We start from the raw sequence: 21367 nt of genomic DNA, 5'->3' as shown, positions 1-21367 counted from the left end.
TCCGATGTTCCCTTCACATTATGTCAAACCAAAAGTAGTAATTATCTTCGTTGCTACTTCTTCTGGTGTCATGTTTGAATTATTTATTTTCGTTATTTTTACATTTGGAAATGTACTTTCTAGTTCACCTTCGTGGCTTACTAATCGATGTTCTTTAAAGGTATTGAGTAATTCTTTTCGAGAAAAGTCGACATCGCGTTTTGAAGGTTTTTCCTCTAGCCGCTCTGGATGAACATTCCGTTCTAGGCGGATTTCTGTTGAAGAGACGAGTTCGACGAAATAAACGGACTCATGTTTACTAAGAAAAATTTCTGATATTTCTTCTAAAAATTGAAAATCCTGTTCTTGATCAAAAGCAATCACCACTGTAAAAATAATGTTTTTTGTTGTATTTGTGGCTGGATTTTCTACAAAGGCATGAAAAAGTTCCTTTCTAACGGAATCAGACAATTGAAACGCACGTTCCGTATACCCAAGATAGTTTGCAAATAAGTCAATGGTTTGATGATTAAATAGTAATTTAGCATCTAACTGCTTTTCTAAAGCCTTGCCAACGGTCATTTTCCCGACAGCTTGGGCACCAATTAAAACGATTAAAGACATCAACTTTCCCTCCTCTAGTCTAATTTTTAGGTGGCTATCTTCTACTATATCACACTATATTACAACACCTTACAAAACTGTTCGGAAAATTTTCTGTTTTTTATTACAAAAAAAAGACAAAAGACTCTATAATGAGAGAGGACTCGATTGATTATAGATGAGATAGGTGACGGAGAATGGCAATAGAAAAATATTTTCAAACAATAGATGGCAGTCAAATTTTTTATCAAATTTTTGGCAAAGAAACAAATTACCCCCTTGTGTTACTTCATGGTAATGGCAATGATCATACTTTTTTTAATTATCAAATTTCTTATTTCTCCAAGGAGTATCAAGTTATTGCGGTGGATACCCGCGGACATGGACGTTCCACCAATACACAAAGTCAATTAACTTTTCCGCTTTTGGCAGAAGATTTAGCTGGTATTATTCAACAAGAACACTTAACAAAAATTAATTTATTGGGCTTTAGTGACGGAGCAAATATTGCCATGGTTTTTACCCATTTATATCCTGATTTCGTCAACAAACTCGTCTTAAATTCTGGAAATGTCACCATGTCTGGTCTAAAAAAATATGTAACGATTGCCACTTATTTTCAATATTGGTTTTGTCGTATTGGCGCCTTTTTTTCAAAAAAATTGCGCGCACGGCTCCCTATCGTGGCTCTGTTATTTGAAGATACTGGACTGACAAAACAAGATTTAGAACACATCCCCTGTCCTACTCTTGTTATTACTGGCAGTCGAGATTTAATTGCGCTTTCCCATTCACGGGCGATTGCTGATGCCATTCCTGCTGGCAAATTGGTCTTGGTAAATAAACAAGGTCATTTATTTGCCAAAAACTCACCAGATATTTTTAATAAAACAATCGAAAAATTCTTAAAGGAAATGAAGGTGTCTAAATGAAACAAATTATTCATTGGATCAAAACGCATACAGGATTACTAAAAACACTGTTTGTTATCGCGGTCTCAATTATTGTTGTTGCCCAACTTTTATCAATTGGTAAAACGATCTCATTTGAACAGTTAAAACAGATTTTTGATGAGATTCCGCTATGGAAATTGTTATTGATGATGGTTATCGGTTTAGTTTCCGTTACTCCGATGCTAAATTATGACTTAACATTAAATCGCATTTTAAACTTGAAAGTCTCAAAACGGGAACTCCTTGAATCTAGCTGGATTGTCAATACAATCAATAATATTGGTGGATTCGGTGGTTTGGTCAGCATGGGACTTCGTTCTGAATTTTATGGAAATAAAACAGAGGAAAAGAAAATTTTACCTGCGTTAACCCATATTTTACTTTTTGTGTTATCCGGTCTATCTATTTATAGTATTCTTTGCTTTTTCCTTGTTCAGTTTGATCCAAAGATGGCTTATTTACAGCAATATTGGATTTGGTTATTAGGTGGCGGTCTTTATTTCCCATTACTTTATCTTATTTTACATTTCCAAAAAAATAGTTCCTTTGGTAACCTCGATGCAAAAAATCGCTTATCTCTAGTTGTTTCTTCGTTTTTAGAATGGACAGGTGTTTTAATTACCTTTATCAGTATTGGTTACTTATTAGATGTACCGATTCCTTTAATTGATATTGTTCCTTTATATGTAGCAGCTTCGATTATTGGGATTGCTTCGATGATTCCAGGGGCTTTAGGTAGTTTTGATGTCATGATGATTTTAGGACTGAGCAACTTAGGTGTCGATCGTGAAATTATTGTTTTGTGGTTATTGCTCTATCGTTTATTCTATTATATTATCCCTTTCTTAATTGGCTGTTTGTTCTTTACAAAACACTTAAGCCAAAAATTGGATACTCATTATCGACAATTACTGAAACAAATTACTTTGGAAATTGCCCACAAATTGGAAGTGGTTTTACTTTATTTTTCAGGAATTATGATGGTGCTCCTAGCCACTATTCCAGAAGCCTTCACTCAAGTGCATTGGTTAAGAGATATTAACCCCTTCCGTTCACATATTATTATTCAAATTCCGAGTATTGTTTTAGGCTTTGCATTATTAATTATGGGACGTGGGATTGCTGATCGTGTTAAAAGAGCCTATTATCCAACGATTATTTTATTAATTGGTGCTATCTTGTATTCATTTGTTGTTGACTTTAGTATGTTTTCCATTTTCTATTTAGCTATTTTATTATTTATCGTTATTTTTTCAAAATCAGAATTGTACCGTGAACAACTGGTTTACTCTTGGGAGTGGATGACGATTGATGGGTTTATCTTTGGCTTGTTGACCTTGTTATACCTGGTAATTGGTGTTTATAATTTACCGAACTTCCCACACCATCGTCATCATTTTGTGGAATTTTTCTTGTTCCCTTCCGAACGGATCTGGTTGTCAGGATTTATCGCTATCCTCTTAGTTATGAGTTTTAACTTTCTATTTGTTCGCTACCTCCAAGGGAAAAAACACCAAGTGGGTGAGTTTCCAGAAGATAGTATCTTGCATAATATCTTAACAACTTATGGCGGGAATATTGACAGTGAACTTGTCTTTCTTCATGATAAACAGGTTTTCTTATATCCCAAAGAAGAACCGACTGTCTTTTTACAATTCAACACCATTAATAATAAATGCGTTGTGATGGGCAATCCTTCGGGGAACAAAGAAGATTTTCCTGCGGCGATTGATGCATTCCTTAAAGAAACAGATCGTTTCGGCTATGTACCCGTCTTTTACGAAACCAATGAGGACAGCGTGATGTTACTACACGAATACGGCTACGAATTTATCAAAATGGGCGAAGAAGCCTTAGTTAATCTAGAAACATTTACGATGTCTGGGAAAAAATTCAAAGGTACCCGCGCAGTGTTTAATAAAATTACCAAAGCCGGCTATTCATTTGACGTACTCCAACCTCCTTTTAGTGCCGAACAAATGCACGAATTAAAAGCTATTTCAGATAGTTGGTTAGACAATCGAAAAGAAAAAGGCTTTTCACTGGGATTTTTCGATGAAGCGTATCTTCAAAGAAACCCAATTGCTGTTGTCAGAAATGCTGAAGGAGAAATGGTCTCTTTCGCTAATATCATTCCTAGTTACACAAATGAAGTTGGTACCATTGACTTGATGCGTCACCATAAAGAAAAAGCCCCTTCTGGAAGTATGGATTTCCTATTTATTCATTTATTTGAATATATGAAAATAGAAAATATTCATTATTTCAATTTAGGGATGGCTCCGTTAGCCAACGTTGGTCAATCAAGAAAAAGTTTTATTCAAGAACGGATTGCTGCGTTAATTTATGAATTTGGTTCAGAAATTTACTCCTTCCAAGGATTACGCGAATACAAGGAAAAATTTGCTAGCAAATGGCAACCCCGCTATACACTTTATTCTAAAAGTAGCTGGATTGTCTACGTGATGATCGCTTTACTCATTGTCGATCAAAAAAATATTGACTAACAAAAAGAAGCCCAATTAAGTATAAAAAGCTTGGCAACTTCACTGAAATTTAGTGAGGTTGCCAAGCTTTTTAATTTCTTTCATCTAGTTTTTCTTTAATCAAAAAGGCTGTTTCTTCGACAGATTTTGCGGTTACATCAATCACTGGGATACCATACTTCGCAAAAATTTCTTCGGCATAAGCTAATTCTTGTTCAATCCGTTCAACATTGGTATAACTGGTCTCATTACCTAAACCTAAGGAAGCCAACCGACTGCTACGAATCTGTCCTAATGTTTCTGGCGAACAAACTAAACCAATCATTTTTTGTGGATCCATTTCTTCCAAAATTGGCGGCAATGGAACTTCTGGAATTAATGGTAAGTTAGAAACGCGGTAGCCTTGATTCGCTAAATACATACTGACTGGCGTTTTTGAGGTCCGCGAAACGCCTAACAACAATATATCAGAATCAAGAAACCCTTGAGGATTTTTGCCATCATCATATTTTACAGCAAATTCAATCGCTGAGATTTTATCAAAATAGGCACGATCTAGTTGGTGGCGTCGTCCAGGCTCTTCAATAGGATCTACTCCGGCTTTCGCTTGAATTAATTCAAAAAATGGCGCCATTAAATCTAAATATAACAACCCTGTTCGTTCACTAAATTCTTTCGCCGCTGTGATTAGTTGTTTACTGACTAATGTACTGACAACTAAGGCTTTATCTTTTAAGGCATCTTTTAAAATCTCTAATAATTCTTCTTCTGTTGTGACAAAAGAAAAATTGTATCGATTAAGAAAAGAAATATCTGGATATTGTGCGCTTGCTGCAGCTAACAATTTTTGTGATGTTTCTCCAAGTGAATCGGAAATAGTATAAACAATGATTTCTTTTTTCATAATTAAGCTCCCTTATCTGTTTTGTGCGGCTTCTTTCGCTTGTTGCGTAATATAGGTTAAAATTTTCGTTTTCGTAATTTTTCCAATAACTTTTTTAGGATTTTCTTTTTCAACGACTGGCAAAGAATCCACTTCGTATTTTTGCAAAGTGTCAGCAGCTTCAAGAATAGTAAATTCTGGTGTGCAGGTTTTCACATGTGGCACTCTTGTCATACAAACAGCAACAGGTGTGCCATCAATATTTGTATTTAAAGAGGCTCGTAATAAATCTTTTCGTGACAAAACCCCTAATAATTCTTTTGCTTCATCCATGACATAAAGAGAACCGACATCATACATAAACAAGTTGGTAATCGCATCTCGAATTGAGGTGTCTTGGGCAACCATCAATGGTGGACTCATGATCTCCTGAACTTTTGTTTGAAAAACGTCAAAAAAGAAAAAAGCCTCCATGTTATCACTTTCGTAAGTATAACCAACTTTCGGACTTGCTTTTAAAATTCCTGAAAGTGTTAAAAAAGACAAATCAGAACGCAATGTCGCACGTGAAACGGCTAGTATGTCCGAAATGCGTTCACCACTAACTGGCTGATGCTCTTTTACAACAGCGATAATTTGCTCTTGTCGTTTACTTAATTTCATCATTTCCTCCTCAATTCCTCTTAAACAAATTGTGCATTCGCTTACAATTATACACATATTTATTGTTTTTTCAACATATTGACAAGAAACTTTTTCTATTGACAAACTTATTTCCGTCTATTATGATGTTTATTGAACATATAAGACACATATTAAACGGAGGTCACGCATGAAAAAGTTTATTTATTCTTTTAACGAAACACACAATGAAGGTAAAGAGACTCTTGGTGGTAAAGGGGCGAACTTGGCAGAAATGACACGCTTAGGTTTGTCGATTCCGCAAGGATTCACGATTACAACCCGTTGCTGTATGGACTATTTGGCAGATGCTACTTTCTTTGAAGAACACTTACAATCAAAAATTTTGAAAGCGGTTAAAAACTTAGAAACTGAAACAGGCAAATCTTTTACCGCGGATAATGAGATTCTCTTAGTTTCTGTTCGCAGTGGTGCTGCCTTCTCGATGCCTGGTATGATGGATACTATTTTAAATTTGGGTTTAAATGATCAACGTGTGAAAAAATTTGCGACCTTAACCTCTCCTGGTTTTGCTTTTGATTGTTATCGCCGACTTATTCAAATGTTTGGAGACGTCGTCTATCACATTCCCAAAGAATTATTTGACCAACAAAAAGAGCGCTTGGAACAAGAGCTCAACAAAAAAATTACCGCTTTTCAAGAAGAAGATCATTTCGCCTTGATTGTCCGCTACCAAGAAGTTTTTGAACAACATCAGGTGGTCTTCCCGCAAGACCCTGTCGCACAACTTTTTGAAGCAATCAAAGCTGTTTTTGATTCATGGAATAATCAACGTGCGGTGGTTTATCGAAACTTACATCATATTGCACATGATTTAGGTACAGCTGTCAACATTCAAGAAATGGTTTTCGGCAATCGTGGACTAGACAGTGGCACTGGCGTTGTCTTTACTAGAAATCCGGTCACAGGGGAAAATCAACTGTTTGGAGAGTTTCTTTTGAACGCGCAAGGAGAAGATGTAGTGGCTGGTATTCGGACGCCAGAACCCATTCGTCGTTTACGTTTGACTATGCCAAAAGTTTATCAAGATTTTCGCCATTACGCAGAACTTTTAGAATATCATTATCGTGACATGCAAGATATTGAATTTACCATTGAAAATGAAAAATTATATATTTTACAAACAAGAAACGGAAAACGAACCGCCGCAGCTACGGTTAAAATTGCTTTAGACTTAGCCAAAGAAAATCGTATTACTAAACAAGAAGCACTGTTGCGTGTGACACCTGATACGATTGATCAATTAATTCATCCCGTGTTTGATCAAGAGAAACGACAACACATGGAACGCTTAGCTATGGGACTTCCTGCTAGTCCTGGTGCAGCAAGTGGCCAAATTGTTTTTACAGCAGAAAAAGCCAAAGAACTGACCAATCTAGGAAAGAAAGTCATTCTTGTTCGTCAAGAAACTTCACCAGAAGATATTGAAGGCATGGTTGTAAGCGAAGCAATTGTGACCAGTCGTGGCGGAATGACTTCTCATGCCGCTGTGGTCGCACGAGGAATGGGAACTTGCTGTGTGACTGGTTGTGAAAGTTTAACCGTCAATGAAGAAACCAAACAACTACACTGCGGTCCACAAGTCATCTTAGAAGGAACAATCATTTCCGTCGATGGCTCAACGGGGGAAATTTATCTTGGCGAAATTCCCACAATTTCTGCTGATAATAACGATGACCTTCAAGAGCTCTTGTCTTGGGCAGATGCGTATGCTGATTTAACTGTTCGTGCCAATGCAGAAACTACACAAGATTTAGAGACTGCTATCCGTTTTGGCGCAGCGGGGATTGGTTTAGCGCGAACAGAGCATATGTTTTTCGGTGAAGAGCGTGTCTTGGAAATGCGTCGCCTGATTTTAGCAGAGTCTGAAAAGGAAGCAGCCTATGCGTTGGAGCAACTTCTTCATTTTCAACAGGAAGACTTTTATCAAATGCTGAAAGTAGTTCAAGACAAGCCCATGGTGGTCCGCTTGTTAGATCCGCCGATGCATGAGTTTTTACCTCATGAAAAGAATGATATTCAATTATTGGCGAAGCAACTACAACGGTTCCCGGTGACCATCGCCAAACAAATTGAACGGTTACAAGAAACCAATCCAATGTTGGGCCATCGTGGTTGTCGCTTAGGTGTGACCCAACCACAAATATACAAAATGCAAGTTACAGCCTTATTTACTAGTGCCATTCGATTAGTCAAAGAAGGAATTACTGTTTATCCAGAAGTGATGATTCCTCTAATCGCCGAAAAAGAAGAACTTCTCTATCTCAAACGCATTTTAAAAGAAACGATTGACGGTCTCTTTGAAGAACATAAAATGACTCCTTTCCCTTACGAAATCGGGACAATGATTGAACTACCTAGAGCTTGTCTGATTGCGGATCAGTTAGCAGAAGAAGCAGACTTTTTCAGCTTTGGAACAAATGATTTAACACAAATGACCTATGGCTTTTCTCGTGATGATATCGGTAAATTCATTAATACGTATCGGGAAAAGAAAATCATTACCCAAGATCCGTTTCAATCACTAGATCAAACAGGTGTTGGTCAACTGATTCAATTAGCTGTAGAGAAAGCGCGTCGCACTAAACCAAACATGAGTATTGGCGTATGTGGAGAAGTCGGTGGTGATCCGCAATCCATCACGTTTTTCCAAACACTTGGCCTAAACTACATCTCTTGCTCACCTTATCGGGTACCTATTGCGAAACTCGCAGCTGCCCAAGCCAAAATTTTAACCGAACCGGCTGTGACTGAAGAACAAATGGTCCTTCTTTAATTTAACGTGTGTAACAAATGATTCATCCTTACAAGATAAAAAGTGCTAGGAACATCAGTCGAAACGATTGATGTTCCTAGCACTAAATTTTAAGATCAATGATTGCACTCTGGTTATTTTCTTATAAACGCAGCATCTTTTGTCAAGGGGTCTGTTACATCTGATACATATCTTTCTACTTTCATATGCAAATCATATTTTTCTCTAAGTTCCGTAATACGGGTCATCATTGGAGAAGCGTGGTGTTTGTCTAATGCTTCCTGATCTGTCCAACTATCAATTAGCAGAACTGTTTCTTCATCGTCCATTGGAAAAAAGTATTCATAGCGACTATTCCCTTTTTCTGCACGAATCGCCTCTACAATTCCGCTGGCAATCATTTCTTTGGCAAATTCTCTTGCACGTCCATTTGTCCCACTATAATAAATATTTATAGTAATCGCCATCTGTCTTCCCCCCCTAAATTTACTTGCCTTTTTACGTTCCCGACTGGAATTGAACCAGCGACCTACCGCTTAGGAGGCGGTTGCTCTATCCTACTGAGCTACGAGAACAATCTGTTTTAATTTTAGAAGTCTTCACTACATCTGTCAATAGACAAAAAGAAAGTATCCCGCATAAACAATTATGCGAGATACTTTCTTTCAGTGAAACACGTCGTTCTTTTATCTATTATTTTTTTTGCCGCCGATCAAGAATCATTTTTCCTAAATAATAAAGTCCTGTCGCAATAGCTATATATTGCCCAATTTTGTTATTGCGTGCAACTTTTTCTTGTTTCGTTTTCGCCATTGTCCCCATCACCTTTCTAAAATAATTCTTTTTACATTTTTATTATAGTAGGTTCTGTCATTTTTTGCGAATAAACACACTTTTAAAAATAATCTTCTAAAATTGGCATGCCTTTGACTAAACGTTGGCCTAAACGTTGAGCTGTCGTTGCGTCTCCTTGCAAGCGTTCATAAAAAGATAACGTTTCTGCTGAACGATAGCCCAAGAATAGTTGCGTCCACGTTTGGATATCTGCTTTCAAAGCAGCAGTCCCTTCTTTTTCCGCAGCACCTTTAGTCACTGTTGCTTTTCCTTGTTCGTCAATTGTGATTGTCCAAATGCCTTCATTCCATGGCCCATAGGAATCTTCAATCTCTAAAGAATACGTTTCTTTTTCTCCTGATTGAAATGGATACTTTTCCAGAAATGTTTGTAACTCAACGATTCGTGCCATCATGTAAGGTGAAATTTTTACAGAAGCTGCTGGCGTTGGCATTAAATCATTTAAATCTTTTCCAGCAAAACCATTAATCCAATGGAACGATTGAACGGAACCACTATGTGAGCCAATAAACCCAGCTAAAGCTTTAAAAGCTGTATTAGTTAAATAGTTCCATTCTACGATTTCAAAGGTGCCGGCAGCTATCCGATAAATCACATAGCCTTCTGCTTTCCCTTCTGACGAATAATATATCGCTTGATTATTTGGTTTACTGGCACGATTCAGCGTATAATCCAGCCACCAAGTTTCACGGATCACACCACCAGAGTGCGCTCTTTGATTTTCAAGGTATACGTCTTTAATGACCTCTTTACCGTCAGCCCAAGAAACTCGTTTAATGGTACCCGGAACTCGTTTAACACGTGGCCAGTCTTCCGTTTTAATTGTATACTCCGCTTGTTCAAATGTTTGTTCATAGCCATATTGACGATAAAATGGATATGAAAACGGTGCTAAGTAAGAAAGGGCAACCTTTTGTTTCGCTAAATCAGCCAACATTTCTTTCATAATAGCAGAGATGCCGCCTTCACCACGATATTCTGGATAAGAAGCCACATAGCCAATTCCAGCCATGGGATAGCGGACACCATGGAAATTCACTTGAAAAGGTGTCGCCATCACTTGACTTGTTAATTGCTCATCAATTAGGAAGCCATAGCTTTGCGTATGTGACAACAATTTTTCAAAACGTTCTTGGCGTTCCGCCGTGGGTTCCTGATTAAAAGCATAGATGACAAGATCAAACATCTCTTTCATTTCTTCTTTGCCCATTTTTTTGACTCTTTTAGTTGTCATTTTCTTTCCTCCTCGCACATTGTATCAATTCATTTTATCACAGAAACGGTTCTCTTTCTAAAAGCCGTTATTTGCTGTCATTTCTTTGAACCAACGACCACTTTTCTTAATGGTCCGTTTCGCATCATCATCTAAATCCACAGCGATGAAGCCGTAACGATTTTTATAGGCATTAAGCCAAGACCAGTTATCCATACACGTCCACATATGATATCCTTGAACATTACTACCTTCTTGAATCGCTTGATGCACCCATTTCAAGTGATCTTGCACGAATTCAATCCGATAATCATCTTCAATGACTCCTTGTTCATTGACAAAGCGTTCTTCTCCTTCTACGCCCATGCCATTTTCTGAAATGTAGCAGCGAATGTTGCCATAATTTTCTTTTAAATTCATTAATGTATCATAAATGCCTTTTTCGTAGATTTCCCAGCCACGGTAAGGATTCATTTTTTTGCCAGGCATATCGTAGACATCATAAAAATCTTCTGGAAGTAAGCCTTCTGGTCGTGTTTCAACAGGTGTTTCTTTTGCTTTGGCACGACGTGGTTGATAGTAGTTTACTCCTAATAAGTCCACAGTATTTTCAGCAATTATTGCTAAATCTTCTGGCGTTGTTTCTGGCAACAAGTCATTTGCTTTCGCCCAGGCAACCATATCTTCTGGAAAATGACCTTTAACAGCCGGGTCTAAAAACGAACGGTTAAAGAAACCATCGACAAATTTAGCCGCATTTACATCGGCTTCATTGTGCTCATCACGAGGATAAGTCGGCGTTAAGTTTAAAATAATGCCAATTTCACCTGATAAGTTCATAGAATGATAAACAGCAATCGCTTTGGCACTAGCTAAAGCTTCATGATAGAGTACTTGAATCCCTTCTTTTAGATTCACTTTATCAGGATAATGCCAGCCATAGAGATAACCACCTTCAACTGGTACAATTGGTTCATTGTGCGTAAACCATTTTTTCACGCGATCGCCAAACAATTCAAAACAGGTTTTGGCAAAGTCGACATACAAATCAACCACTTCACGGCTTTCCCAACCGCCTTTTTCTTGAAGTACCATCGGCATATCAAAATGATACAAGTTCATAAAGGGCTCAATCCCGTGTTCTAATAAATCATCAATCACTTGATTATAAAAATCAACTGCTGTTTGATTGACTTTCCCTGTTGTAGGGTCTGGAATTAAACGGCTCCATTGAATGGATGTTCGAAAAGAGTTATGTCCCGTTTCTTTCATTAACTGAATATCTTCTTGGTATTTTTTATAAAATTGTGAGGTCTTATCTGGACCGACTTGTTGAAAAAATTTTTCTGGCGCTTCTTGATACCAAAAATCCCAAATATTTTGACCTTTACCATCACCTTCAAAAACGCCTTCTGTTTGAGGACCGCTGGCTGCAGAACCCCACCAAAAATTTTCTGGAAATTGATATTTCATGTTGTTTGCTCCTTTACGATTTAATCATTAAAAAAAGGATTGAACCCTCCGTAAGAGTCCGGACGATTCAATCCTTCGATTTTTTACTCAGCTGCTTCTGCGGCTGCTTCTTGTTTCAAGTATTGATCTGTTGCTACTTTTACGAAAGGCATGTAGATCAAAATAGAAATCAATAAGTTAACAGCTGCTAAAACTCCGCCGGCGATACTCTTCGTTGCTAAAAATCCGCCAATAATTGGTGGTGTTACCCAAGGTGGCATAAAGGTTGCAGCTGGTACTAAACCAGTTGCTGTCGCCACATACGCAACAGTTACAAGAACCATTGGGACTAAAATGAATGGGATAAACATAATTGGGTTTAAAACAATTGGTAAACCGAACATGACTGGTTCATTAATATTAAATAGTCCTGGTGCTAAACTTAAGTTTGTAATGACTTTGTATGGTTTGTTACGACGACCTACGATAAAGATAGCAATTAACAGACCTAATGTTGCCCCTGTTCCACCTAAGTTTACAAATGAATCAAAGAAAGGTTTGTTTACAATATAAGGAATTGCTTTACCTGCTTCTAAAGCTTTAATGTTCGCATCAATCGCTGGTACGTTGATTGTTTGCATTAATGGGTCAACCATGTTGGCACCATGTAAACCAAAGAACCACAAGAATGGTGTAATGAAAGCTAACAATAATGCTGATGGGTAGCTGTTTGCAAGTCCCATAAATGGTTGTTGAACTGCTTCGTAGAATGAAATAACGATATTGTCAATTCCTAAAGCAAATAGAATTGATGTAATTAAACTAAATAAACTGATTGTAATCATTGCTGGTAATAATGCCGCAAATGATTTTGCTACTGCTGGTGGTACACCATCAGGCATTTTGATAACTAATTTAGGATTGCCAGATAAACGTTGGAATAGTTCTCCTGAAATAAGTGCAATAATCAAAGCAATAAATAATCCAGTTGCGCCCATGCCTTCTAAGCCGCCAACTGCGAAGAATGAAGCTACAGAAACTGTACCGGCTGCAATGCCGTCTTTTCCATAAGATTTAACTAAATTGTGTGCTACTAAAAAGGCTACTAAAACGGCAAAGATTGCGAATGTACCGTTCCAAATGTTGCCACCAAAGCTTTTCCAAATTGGTGCATCGTTATACATCATTGGGAAAATTTTGTTTAAAAAGTCCTCATATCCTGGAATTGGAATATTATTAATTAATACCGCCAAAGCCCCTAAAATCATTAATGGCATCGTTACGACAAACGCGTCACGAATTGCTACCAAGTGCCGTTGCGCTGCGATTACTGACGCTTTCGGCATAAAGTGTTTCTCCATCCATTGAACAAATCCGTCCATTGTTATTCCTCCTAATTAACGCTTTCTCAAGCGCGTTTTTCTTATAAGACGTATTGACAACGAGATTACTCGTTATCAATACGGCGATAAAGATCGATAATTTCTTTTGCTAAATCTGTAAATGCAATCGCAGTCATTAAATGATCTTGACTGTGCACTGTTAACAATGTTACTTGCATGTTATTGCCTTTTGCTTCTTCTGTTAACATTCCTGTTTGCGAATGATGTGCATGTACAAGTGATTCTTCTGCATCTGCAATTTTTTTGTCTGCTAATTCAAAATCCCCCGATTTTGCTGCGGCAATCGCTTCCATTGCATCGCTTTTAGCATTTCCGCCATACATGATTAAACCCATGATTGCTTCTAAGTTCTGTTGTCCGTCCATTACCTCTACCCCATTTTCTGCTCTAGTTTGATGATCCCATTAATGAAATTGCTTGATCTAAAACTTTTTCGCCATTCATCATGCCATAGTCCGCCATGTTAATTACATCTAAAGGAATCCCTTTTGGTTGTAATTTTTGTTCAAATTGTCCTTTCATGAAACGAACTTGTGGGCCTAATAATAAAACATTTACCTCTTTATTTTCCAAGTTTGTATCTGCTTCAGAAGCCGATACTGCAAAGATGTCTGCTTCCATGCCACGATCTTCTGCTGCTTTTTGCATTTTTGTTACTAATAAACTTGTGCTCATTCCTGCGGAACAAACTAACATAATTGTTTTTTTTGCCATTTTCCTTCATCTCCTAAATTCTCTTTGTTTTGCTTTACACCTTTATATAAGCAAGAAGCGTGCCAAGTTTTAACACATTGAAACCCTTGATATGACAACGTTTTTCAACATGGAAAGCGTGTACACACTAAAAATAAAACGATTACACACAGCTTTTTTGTGTGCGTTTCCAAAATAATAGGGCAACAAAAGAAAGTGAGCGATAAGTCGAAACGACTCATCGCTCACTTTCTAAAGCTGAAGAGAATCAACTGGACAAAAGCCGCTTTTTCCCTTTAAGCAGTTTCCATCATTTTAAGCATTTTATAAAACTGTTTCTTTTTAAAATAACTTAAAAAGATACCTAATACTGCATCATTCAGTTTTTGTAACGCCCCATAAGAAACCATTGTTTCTGTATAACGCAGTTCACAGCTTTTTTCATCAATTGGCTGGAGCTCATACCGCACCGAGAAATCATTTTTAGTTGTGGATGTTCGAAATTGATAGGTCTTATTTTCTACAGCTTCTTCAATAACTATTTTCGCGCGACTATTTTTACTATATTCTTTGATGTATTCAAACTTACGCAACTGCTTTCTTGTAAGAGTTTTGCCTGTTTGCTTACGGATATCAAAAATAACAGAATTCATTAATTGCGTGTAAAATTCATCTGCTGAAATAGTTAATGTTTTCGTAATTTCCATTACCGTTTCACCTCATCCTTTGTCGCCTCTTCTTCAGCAACTTTTTTTCCTTTAAAAAACAGGTAACCACCAAGTCCAATGAAAAAAATCCCCGTTGTCAGACTTAATAAATCATAGTTTAAGGAGCTGGGATTCAACGAATACAAAACAATCAAGAAGCCAATACTACATAAAAATAATCCATTTCTAATCATTTTCATCCATCCTATCTTTTTAGACTACCGTTGCTTGGAAGTATAAAACGCCACCCCAAGGTTGTTCCTTAATCAACTGTTTTGCAACTTGTGCAGCAGTTTCAGGGTCTCCTTCAACTTCAAAAAATAACTTAATACCATTCTTTTCTTTAAAAGTAAATGTTTCATTTTCCCCTTGATATGCCTCTAATAAAGTAATAATTTCCTCTTGCTTCATTGCACTTGCAATCGAAATCATGCCGCTCGCTCCTTTCTATACAAGTAATTGCTGTTTTTATTGCCTATTGCTCACTTTCGCCTAATGCAGGATCCATTTTGTTAGCAGCGATAACAAACGGTGTCCAAATCAAGAAAGTGACTACCATACATACCAATGCTACGATTGGTGCGCGCCAGTCGGCACCTGTCGCTAAGAAAGATAATAGCAACGGCGGTGTCACCCATGCGACTTGTTGAGAAACTGGGGCTACTAACCCAAGATACGTTGCAACCCAGCCAATTGTAGTAGCAACTAATGGCGCAATTACAAATGGAATAAACATAATTGGATTCAGAACAACTGGTAAACCAAACATAATCGGTTCATTGATATTAAAGATCCCAGGTCCTAATGATAATTTACCGACTGTTAAATAATCTGCTCGTTTGGAGAATAACAAGATTGCAATAATTAGAACAATTGTACCGCCTGAACCACCAAACCAAGCAAAAGCATCAAACGAACCACGGACCCACATGTAGGCTTTACCGTCGTCAATAGCGGCTAAAACCGCAGCTGTTCCTGTTTTTCCTTCATAACCTTTTTGGAAAATATCAATATTAATTAATTGTGCTTGTCCCCAAATTCCTTCAAGAACTGGTGCCAAAACGTTTGGACCGTGAATACCAAAGAACCAGAAAATTTGAACAAAAACCGTTACGATTAACACAGCTCCTAGTCCTTGTGATAACCCAAGGAACGGTTCCGCGATATATTTTTGAATTAAGTCAATTAATAATTGACCGCCTGAAAGTTTTGACACCGTAAAGTTAATAATTGCTACGACATACAACGCGATTGTTGCTGGTAAAATTGCCGCAAACGCTTTTGAAACTGCTGGCGGAACAGAATCAGGCATTTTTATTGTTAAATCCGCTTGCATTAATTTACAAAAAATAATGGTTGATAAAGCCCCCATAATCATCACTGTAAAGAAAGCGTTACCATTTAGATGGTTGAGATTTAACCAACCCCATGGATTGACAGTCAATTGATTATTAGCAATTGACGCACCAATTTCTGCCCCATTAATTGCGTTGGCAATCTTTTCTGGCACTTTCACAGCTAATTCAGCTGTGTTATTTGGTGCAAAAGCAACACCTGAAATTAAGGTAGCTAAACTGACAATCCCACCAGCTAGCTCATTCACATTGTATGCTTTCGCTAAGTTATAGCCCCAAGAAAAAGCGAAAATCAAACCAGCGATAGCCAATGTACCATTCCAAACAAAACCATTAATCCCAATGATGACATTCAATACTGCAAAAATACCTTTGTCTGCTTCCAAACTTGCCGCATAAGTTGAGACAAACTCTTGGGGAAGATCTCGAATAATTGCGTTAATCATTACGGCGACTGATCCAGCCATTGTCGCAGGTAATGTACCAATAAAAGCATCTCTTAGTGCCACCAGATGTTTCTGTGCACCAATTTTTGCGGCAGTTGGTAAGATATATTTTTCCATCCATGCCATTAATCCGTTCATTTTTATTCCTCCTGTATCCATTTATATTTATTAAAAAGGCAGTAGCCTCATTAAACGAATGAATCGAGCGTACAAAATAAAACCTTTGGTAACATGCACTATCCTTGTTTGCTATTCACTTTTCTTAAACGTTTTAATTCCTTATCCCATTAATGAGATTGCTTGATCTAAAACTTTTTCGCCATTCATCATGCCATAATCTGCCATGTTGATTACATCTAAAGGAATCCCTTTTGGTTGTAATTTTTGTTCAAATTGTCCTTTCATGAAACGAACTTGTGGGCCTAATAATAAAACATTTACCTCTTTATTTTCCAAGTTTGTATCTGCTTCAGAAGCCGATACTGCAAAGATGTCTGCTTCCATGCCACGATCTTCTGCTGCTTTTTGCATTTTTGTTACTAATAAACTTGTGCTCATTCCTGCGGAACAAACTAACATAATTGTTTTTTTTGCCATTTTTTCTTCATCTCCTTAAAAGTTATGACGTTATACACTTTATTTATAGCAATAATTGTGCCAAGTTTTTTCCTCATTAAAATACTGATATAACAGCTTTCGCTATCAAAAAAAGCGTGCACACACTAAAAGAAAACGCTTACACACATAAAATTGTGTGTAACTTACAAAAAGAAAACATCAAGAAAAAAGAGAGCGTTTTCTCATTTCTTGATGTTTTTTTATTTATTATTGTTTACTTTTAATTTCATTTTCTAAAAACATTTGGGTAACATGCGCAACTTCCGCTTCTGGAATCGTCACACGATACGCCCGTTCAATTAACATAAAATTCGTGCGTACGACATCGATTTCTAAACGATGTGTTTTAACATATTCCGCTAAGTTTGGAAAAGTTCTTGCTTCTTCTCCTTTAATTAAAGCATCTACCAGAAAAGCCAAATGAATCATAATTCCGGCATCCACCCCTGGTTCAACAATAATATGCATGTCTGTTTGTATTTGATGAACTGTTTTTTGTAACATGAGAATTAATTTTTGTAAGGAGTCCACAGAAGTAATGACGCCACTTAGTGAATGAACAATTGTATCAATCGCCACTTCATCGCTAGCAATCCGTTTCAGTACATTTAATTTTTCATCATCAAAAATATCATAGACGGAAAAGAAGGGAATATTTTGATATTCAACATCCACAGTTCCCGCAATGGCCTTAATTTCATATTCTTCCATCAAGTTGTCGATATGCTTTTTAAACGTTTCTCGTTCAATAAATTGCATTTGAATCAGTTCCACTTTTGTTTCATCAATAACTGGTAAGATTCGTTGGTATAGTTTTGCGGCAACCCCTTCTCCAGTAAAGCACGTCACGATTACTGCTTTTTTAACGTTTTGACGTTTTTGCAGACTAGAACGAAATTGTTCTCTCACAACGCTTTCAAAAGAAAGTTGAATATTTTGGTAAATGTCCTCTAAACTTCGTCCCACGCTTGCCATTCGAATAGCTTCTAAGACAATCATTGTGCTCGTCATTGTAATCGCCTTCGTTCGGATACCTGTTTCTTCAAACAACATATTTCCAAACGAATTTAATGAACCCATATCGGTCAGTAATAAAATCCCATTATTTAACGATTCTTTTTGCGTAATTACTTGGTTTCGTAATTGTTCATACATTGTTTGAACTTCCATCGTTAACGGCATATTCATCGCTGTTCCGATTGACGTTCCTAAAAGTTCTTGGGCGGTTTTCAACATACTTGAGGCAGTAGAATCCCCATGCATTAAGACGAACACACCAACATTATTTTCTGGAGTTCTTTCTTCTTTACCGACATTAATAGATAAAAACATACTAATAAAGCCAATTTCATCGAAAGGAATCTCTATGTTGTTCTCTTCTTCAATAATAGAAGATAAATCTAAGGCTACTTGAAATTCTTTTTTCATGTTTTTACGGACATTATTTAAATCAGGATGGACAATCACATGACCTTCTTTGACACGTTCAATCGTACTTTGTAAATGAAGCGCAAAGGCAAAGCGCGCTGTTTCATTGTACGTGTGTTCCAAACGCTCTTCTGCGATATCATAAAGACGATTCGTTAAGTCCCAAATAGCTTCTGGTAGTAACTCCTTATGTAAAGAATGTTGGGTTAATTCTTCGACATAATTTTTAAAATACGCATTCATATCTTTAGAAATCAATTCTTCTAAATCAACATTTTCTAAGTCAGCTTCGGACAAGTCAGCGACTTTTTCTTCGATTTCATTGTAAACTTGCATGTCTCTAGCTGGATCTTGCGACCAAACAATTTTGTTAGTACCTGGCTGGAAAGATAAATAATTACTTTTACTGTCGACAAATTGATCCAAGCGCTCAGGTACTTCTTTAATTTTTAATAATCCTTTTTGGACAGGTAACGACAAATCCCGTTTACGGATAACCAAGTGTTCTAAATTGTGCGTCCGGTAATAAAGAAATGACTTAGCACAAACTAATTTTAAGTCCCGCTTCACCTGACCAATATTTCCTTCTGCATCGTATAACATGAACGCCAAAACTGCTTCGCGTTCGATATCAATTTGTTGGCCCAAACGTGTTGCCTCTTGCTGAATAAATAACGAAATGATGGCATAACGCTCATCTAGCGTCCGTGCATCTAAAGATGGTAATGTAATCGACATCGGAATCCGCCGATTAAAAGTGGTTAAAAAGTTTTCTGAGGATTCCGTTGTCGCACCAATAATTTGAACAGAGGCTTCATAGGTTTGACCACTTTCTCCTAATGGACGGTACACGCCTTTATCAATAAACGTAAAGAGCATTTCTTGACCTTCTGGCGGTAAGCGATGAATTTCATCTAAAAAGAGAATCCCGCCATCTGCTTTTGCCATTAAGCCTGGACTATCTTCATTCGCACCAGTATAGGCGCCTTTTTTTACGCCAAAGATATGACCAAATAATAATTGTGGGTTTTGTGCATAATCAGCACAATTAAAAGAGACAAAAGGGGCATCTTCATCTAAGGTTTTTGAATCAATTGCAAAACGGTACATACATTCAGCAAAAAGAGATTTACCTGTTCCTGTTTTCCCAAAAATAATCGTATGCAAACCTCTTGGTGGATATAAAATAGCCGCCTTGGCCTGCTGAATACTCACTTTTAAAGAATCATTGGCACCTACTAATGTGTCAAAACTAACAGAGGTGGACTCATCTACATGGACTTGTTCTCCTTCATTGATTGTTGGCACTGAATAGATAACAGGACGTCCAGTACTTCTAGTAATTTTCTTTTCTTTGAATAATTCATTTAAATAACGGCTGGCATTACTGCGATCAATCATTAACTGTTCTGCTACCGCTCCTGCCGTTAAGCCAGTTTCATTTTTTTGAAGTAACGCTAAGATTTCTTCCTTCCGAGATTTCATGGAATCCTCCTCGATACAACGTTCTGCTTGAAGCTCGTAAAGCGTTATTTCTTCGCTTTACGAGCTCCTTTATTTTTCGTGTTTTTCTTTTTGTTTTTCTTCTTTTTGCGTGTTTCTTGTGGTTCTTTGACAACAGAATTTACTGTTTCTGGTTTTCTTTCTTTCGTACTCTTTTTTTCTGAAGACGTATCTTTGACTACGTTCTTTTTTTCTAGTTCATCTTTGGCTTTTGACTGCTCATGAAGTGCACCATCATATAAAAAGATTTCCTGATAAGGAATGGCCAATTGTTTCATCAAACGTTGATAATCCCTTTTGGTGCCATCGTTGATAAACGTAATCACTGCCCCTTGTGCACCCATCCGGCCAACGCGACCAGAACGATGAATATAGCTCTCTTCGGTTAAAGGAACATCTACGTTTACGACGTAAGGGACCCCAGTGAAATCTAAGCCCCGTGCCGCAATATCCGTGGTTAATAACAACTTCACTCGTTCTGCTTTAAATTGATCGATCGCCAATTTACGCAACTGTTTACTTTGATCTGAAGCCAGACCAATAGCCGGCACATTCTCATAAACTAATTTTTCTTCTGCTGCACCTAAATCAGCAACTTGATTGAAAAAGACCATGCTTCTGAATGCTTCTGTATGGGCCAAACGACGTAAGTAATCAGCTTTTTTTCTTGGTGCTAACCGAATAAAGTAGTGGGCGACTTGACCTGCTGAAGTATCTTCTTCCGTCACATCAATCACCTGTAATTTTTGACTTAAAGATTGCGCTTGATTCACGACACGATCAGCAGTCGCTGAATAAAAAACAAGTTGGTATTCGGTTGGTGTGTGTGTCAAAATTTGCTTGGTTAAACTTAGCTCTTCCTCTTGGAAAAGTTGATCAACTTCATCCATTACAATTGTTTTTAACAACTGAGCTTTGACTTTTTTGTTCTTCATTAACTCTAAAATCCGACCTGGCGTTCCGATTAACACTTCGGGACGTTTTTTTAACTTGTCAATCTGGCGTGAAACATTTGCCCCGCCGATTAACGTTTGAACCGTTAATTGAAGTGGCTTAGCCCAAGTCCGAGCAACTTCAGCAATTTGCATAGCTAATTCTTGAGACGGAGCAATAATCAACAATTGATTTCCCTGTCCTTTTTCAACAGTTAAGAGTAAAGGCAGCATATAAGCAAGTGTTTTTCCAGTTCCTGTCGGCGAAATTCCTAAAACATTTTCTCCTTCGCGAAGGGGCGTAAAACTTTTTTCTTGAATTGTTGATGGTTCGTTAAAGCCAGAAGCTTGCCACTGTTCTTGCCAAGCCTCTGGAAGTTGTTCTAAAAATCTCATATTGT

Annotated in this window: 19 protein-coding genes and 1 tRNA gene; 3 read left to right on the top strand and 17 right to left on the bottom strand. The window is 37.4% G+C overall.

The window, feature by feature from the left end; translation table 11 throughout:
- Positions 1-18: 18 nt before the first annotated feature.
- The gene (locus tag IGM13_RS04525) at positions 19-603 is read right to left on the bottom strand and encodes a hypothetical protein (RefSeq protein WP_002419111.1); all 585 of its coding nucleotides are present in this window, start codon (positions 601-603) and stop codon (positions 19-21) included.
- Between the two features lie 176 nt (positions 604-779).
- Between IGM13_RS04525 and IGM13_RS04520 the strand changes: the two genes are divergently transcribed.
- Together IGM13_RS04520 and mprF are read left to right on the top strand one after the other, a co-directional pair.
- Positions 780-1514 carry an alpha/beta fold hydrolase gene (locus tag IGM13_RS04520; protein WP_002358908.1) on the top strand — a complete coding sequence of 245 codons (735 nt, stop codon included), beginning with the start codon at positions 780-782 and terminating at the stop codon, positions 1512-1514.
- Entirely contained in the window at positions 1511-4042 is a 2532-nt protein-coding gene (gene mprF, locus IGM13_RS04515) for a bifunctional lysylphosphatidylglycerol flippase/synthetase MprF (RefSeq protein WP_002419110.1), read from the top strand. The genes IGM13_RS04520 and mprF overlap by 4 nt, the downstream gene beginning before the upstream one ends.
- Before the next feature lie 70 nt (positions 4043-4112).
- Here the strand turns inward: mprF and IGM13_RS04510 are convergent, their stop codons facing one another.
- Both IGM13_RS04510 and IGM13_RS04505 read right to left on the bottom strand, forming a co-directional pair.
- Complete coding sequence (locus IGM13_RS04510; RefSeq protein ID WP_002355927.1) at positions 4113-4925, bottom strand: pyruvate, water dikinase regulatory protein; 813 nt, start codon at positions 4923-4925, stop codon at positions 4113-4115.
- A 12-nt stretch (positions 4926-4937) separates the two neighbouring features.
- Complete coding sequence (locus tag IGM13_RS04505) at positions 4938-5567, bottom strand: helix-turn-helix transcriptional regulator (protein WP_002355926.1); 630 nt, start codon at positions 5565-5567, stop codon at positions 4938-4940.
- Between the two features lie 169 nt (positions 5568-5736).
- Here IGM13_RS04505 and ppdK point away from each other — a divergent pair, with 169 nt between their 5' ends.
- Positions 5737-8382, top strand: a complete 2646-nt coding sequence (gene ppdK / locus IGM13_RS04500; RefSeq protein WP_430598724.1) for a pyruvate, phosphate dikinase — start codon at positions 5737-5739, stop codon at positions 8380-8382.
- Between the two features lie 113 nt (positions 8383-8495).
- On the opposite strand, the gene IGM13_RS04495 is transcribed toward ppdK, so the two are convergent.
- The 14 genes from IGM13_RS04495 to IGM13_RS04430 all read right to left on the bottom strand — a co-directional run bounded on the left by IGM13_RS04495 (position 8496) and on the right by IGM13_RS04430 (position 21362).
- The gene (locus IGM13_RS04495; RefSeq protein WP_002358903.1) at positions 8496-8828 is read right to left on the bottom strand and encodes a putative quinol monooxygenase; all 333 of its coding nucleotides are present in this window, start codon (positions 8826-8828) and stop codon (positions 8496-8498) included.
- A gap of 34 nt (positions 8829-8862) precedes the next feature.
- Positions 8863-8936: transfer RNA gene (locus IGM13_RS04490), tRNA-Arg, on the bottom strand.
- A 320-nt stretch (positions 8937-9256) separates the two neighbouring features.
- Positions 9257-10450, bottom strand: a complete 1194-nt coding sequence (locus IGM13_RS04485; RefSeq protein WP_010816387.1) for a GNAT family N-acetyltransferase — start codon at positions 10448-10450, stop codon at positions 9257-9259.
- A 57-nt stretch (positions 10451-10507) separates the two neighbouring features.
- Positions 10508-11902, bottom strand: coding sequence for a glycoside hydrolase family 1 protein (locus IGM13_RS04480; protein WP_002355921.1), 1395 nt, complete (start codon positions 11900-11902; stop codon positions 10508-10510).
- A gap of 83 nt (positions 11903-11985) precedes the next feature.
- Complete coding sequence (locus IGM13_RS04475) at positions 11986-13263, bottom strand: PTS sugar transporter subunit IIC (protein WP_002355920.1); 1278 nt, start codon at positions 13261-13263, stop codon at positions 11986-11988.
- A 65-nt stretch (positions 13264-13328) separates the two neighbouring features.
- Positions 13329-13649: a PTS lactose/cellobiose transporter subunit IIA gene (locus IGM13_RS04470; protein ID WP_002355919.1), complete on the bottom strand. Its 321-nt coding sequence runs from the start codon at positions 13647-13649 to the stop codon at positions 13329-13331.
- A gap of 22 nt (positions 13650-13671) precedes the next feature.
- Positions 13672-13998, bottom strand: a complete 327-nt coding sequence (locus IGM13_RS04465; protein ID WP_002355918.1) for a PTS sugar transporter subunit IIB — start codon at positions 13996-13998, stop codon at positions 13672-13674.
- Between the two features lie 275 nt (positions 13999-14273).
- Positions 14274-14684, bottom strand: coding sequence for a DUF3284 domain-containing protein (locus tag IGM13_RS04460; RefSeq protein WP_002355917.1), 411 nt, complete (start codon positions 14682-14684; stop codon positions 14274-14276).
- The gene (locus tag IGM13_RS04455; protein WP_002355916.1) at positions 14684-14884 is read right to left on the bottom strand and encodes a DUF3188 domain-containing protein; all 201 of its coding nucleotides are present in this window, start codon (positions 14882-14884) and stop codon (positions 14684-14686) included. Before IGM13_RS04455 ends, IGM13_RS04460 begins: the two co-directional genes overlap by 1 nt.
- Before the next feature lie 13 nt (positions 14885-14897).
- Positions 14898-15116 carry a hypothetical protein gene (locus IGM13_RS04450; RefSeq protein ID WP_002355915.1) on the bottom strand — a complete coding sequence of 73 codons (219 nt, stop codon included), beginning with the start codon at positions 15114-15116 and terminating at the stop codon, positions 14898-14900.
- 43 nt (positions 15117-15159) lie between these two features.
- The gene (locus tag IGM13_RS04445) at positions 15160-16623 is read right to left on the bottom strand and encodes a PTS sugar transporter subunit IIC (protein ID WP_002364646.1); all 1464 of its coding nucleotides are present in this window, start codon (positions 16621-16623) and stop codon (positions 15160-15162) included.
- A gap of 141 nt (positions 16624-16764) precedes the next feature.
- Positions 16765-17082: a PTS sugar transporter subunit IIB gene (locus IGM13_RS04440; RefSeq protein WP_002355913.1), complete on the bottom strand. Its 318-nt coding sequence runs from the start codon at positions 17080-17082 to the stop codon at positions 16765-16767.
- A 228-nt stretch (positions 17083-17310) separates the two neighbouring features.
- On the bottom strand, positions 17311-20016 hold the full coding sequence (locus IGM13_RS04435; protein ID WP_002355912.1) for a sigma 54-interacting transcriptional regulator: 2706 nt from the start codon (positions 20014-20016) through the stop codon (positions 17311-17313).
- Positions 20017-20060: 44 nt separating this feature from the next.
- Entirely contained in the window at positions 20061-21362 is a 1302-nt protein-coding gene (locus IGM13_RS04430; RefSeq protein WP_002419336.1) for a DEAD/DEAH box helicase, read from the bottom strand.
- Positions 21363-21367: the final 5 nt, after the last annotated feature.

It is taken from the genome of Enterococcus sp. DIV0561, from assembly GCF_050539875.1.
Taxonomy (GTDB): domain Bacteria; phylum Bacillota; class Bacilli; order Lactobacillales; family Enterococcaceae; genus Enterococcus; species Enterococcus faecalis.
Note: the sequence above shows the minus strand (reverse complement) of the source record. Positions and strands in the feature narration are given on the sequence as shown.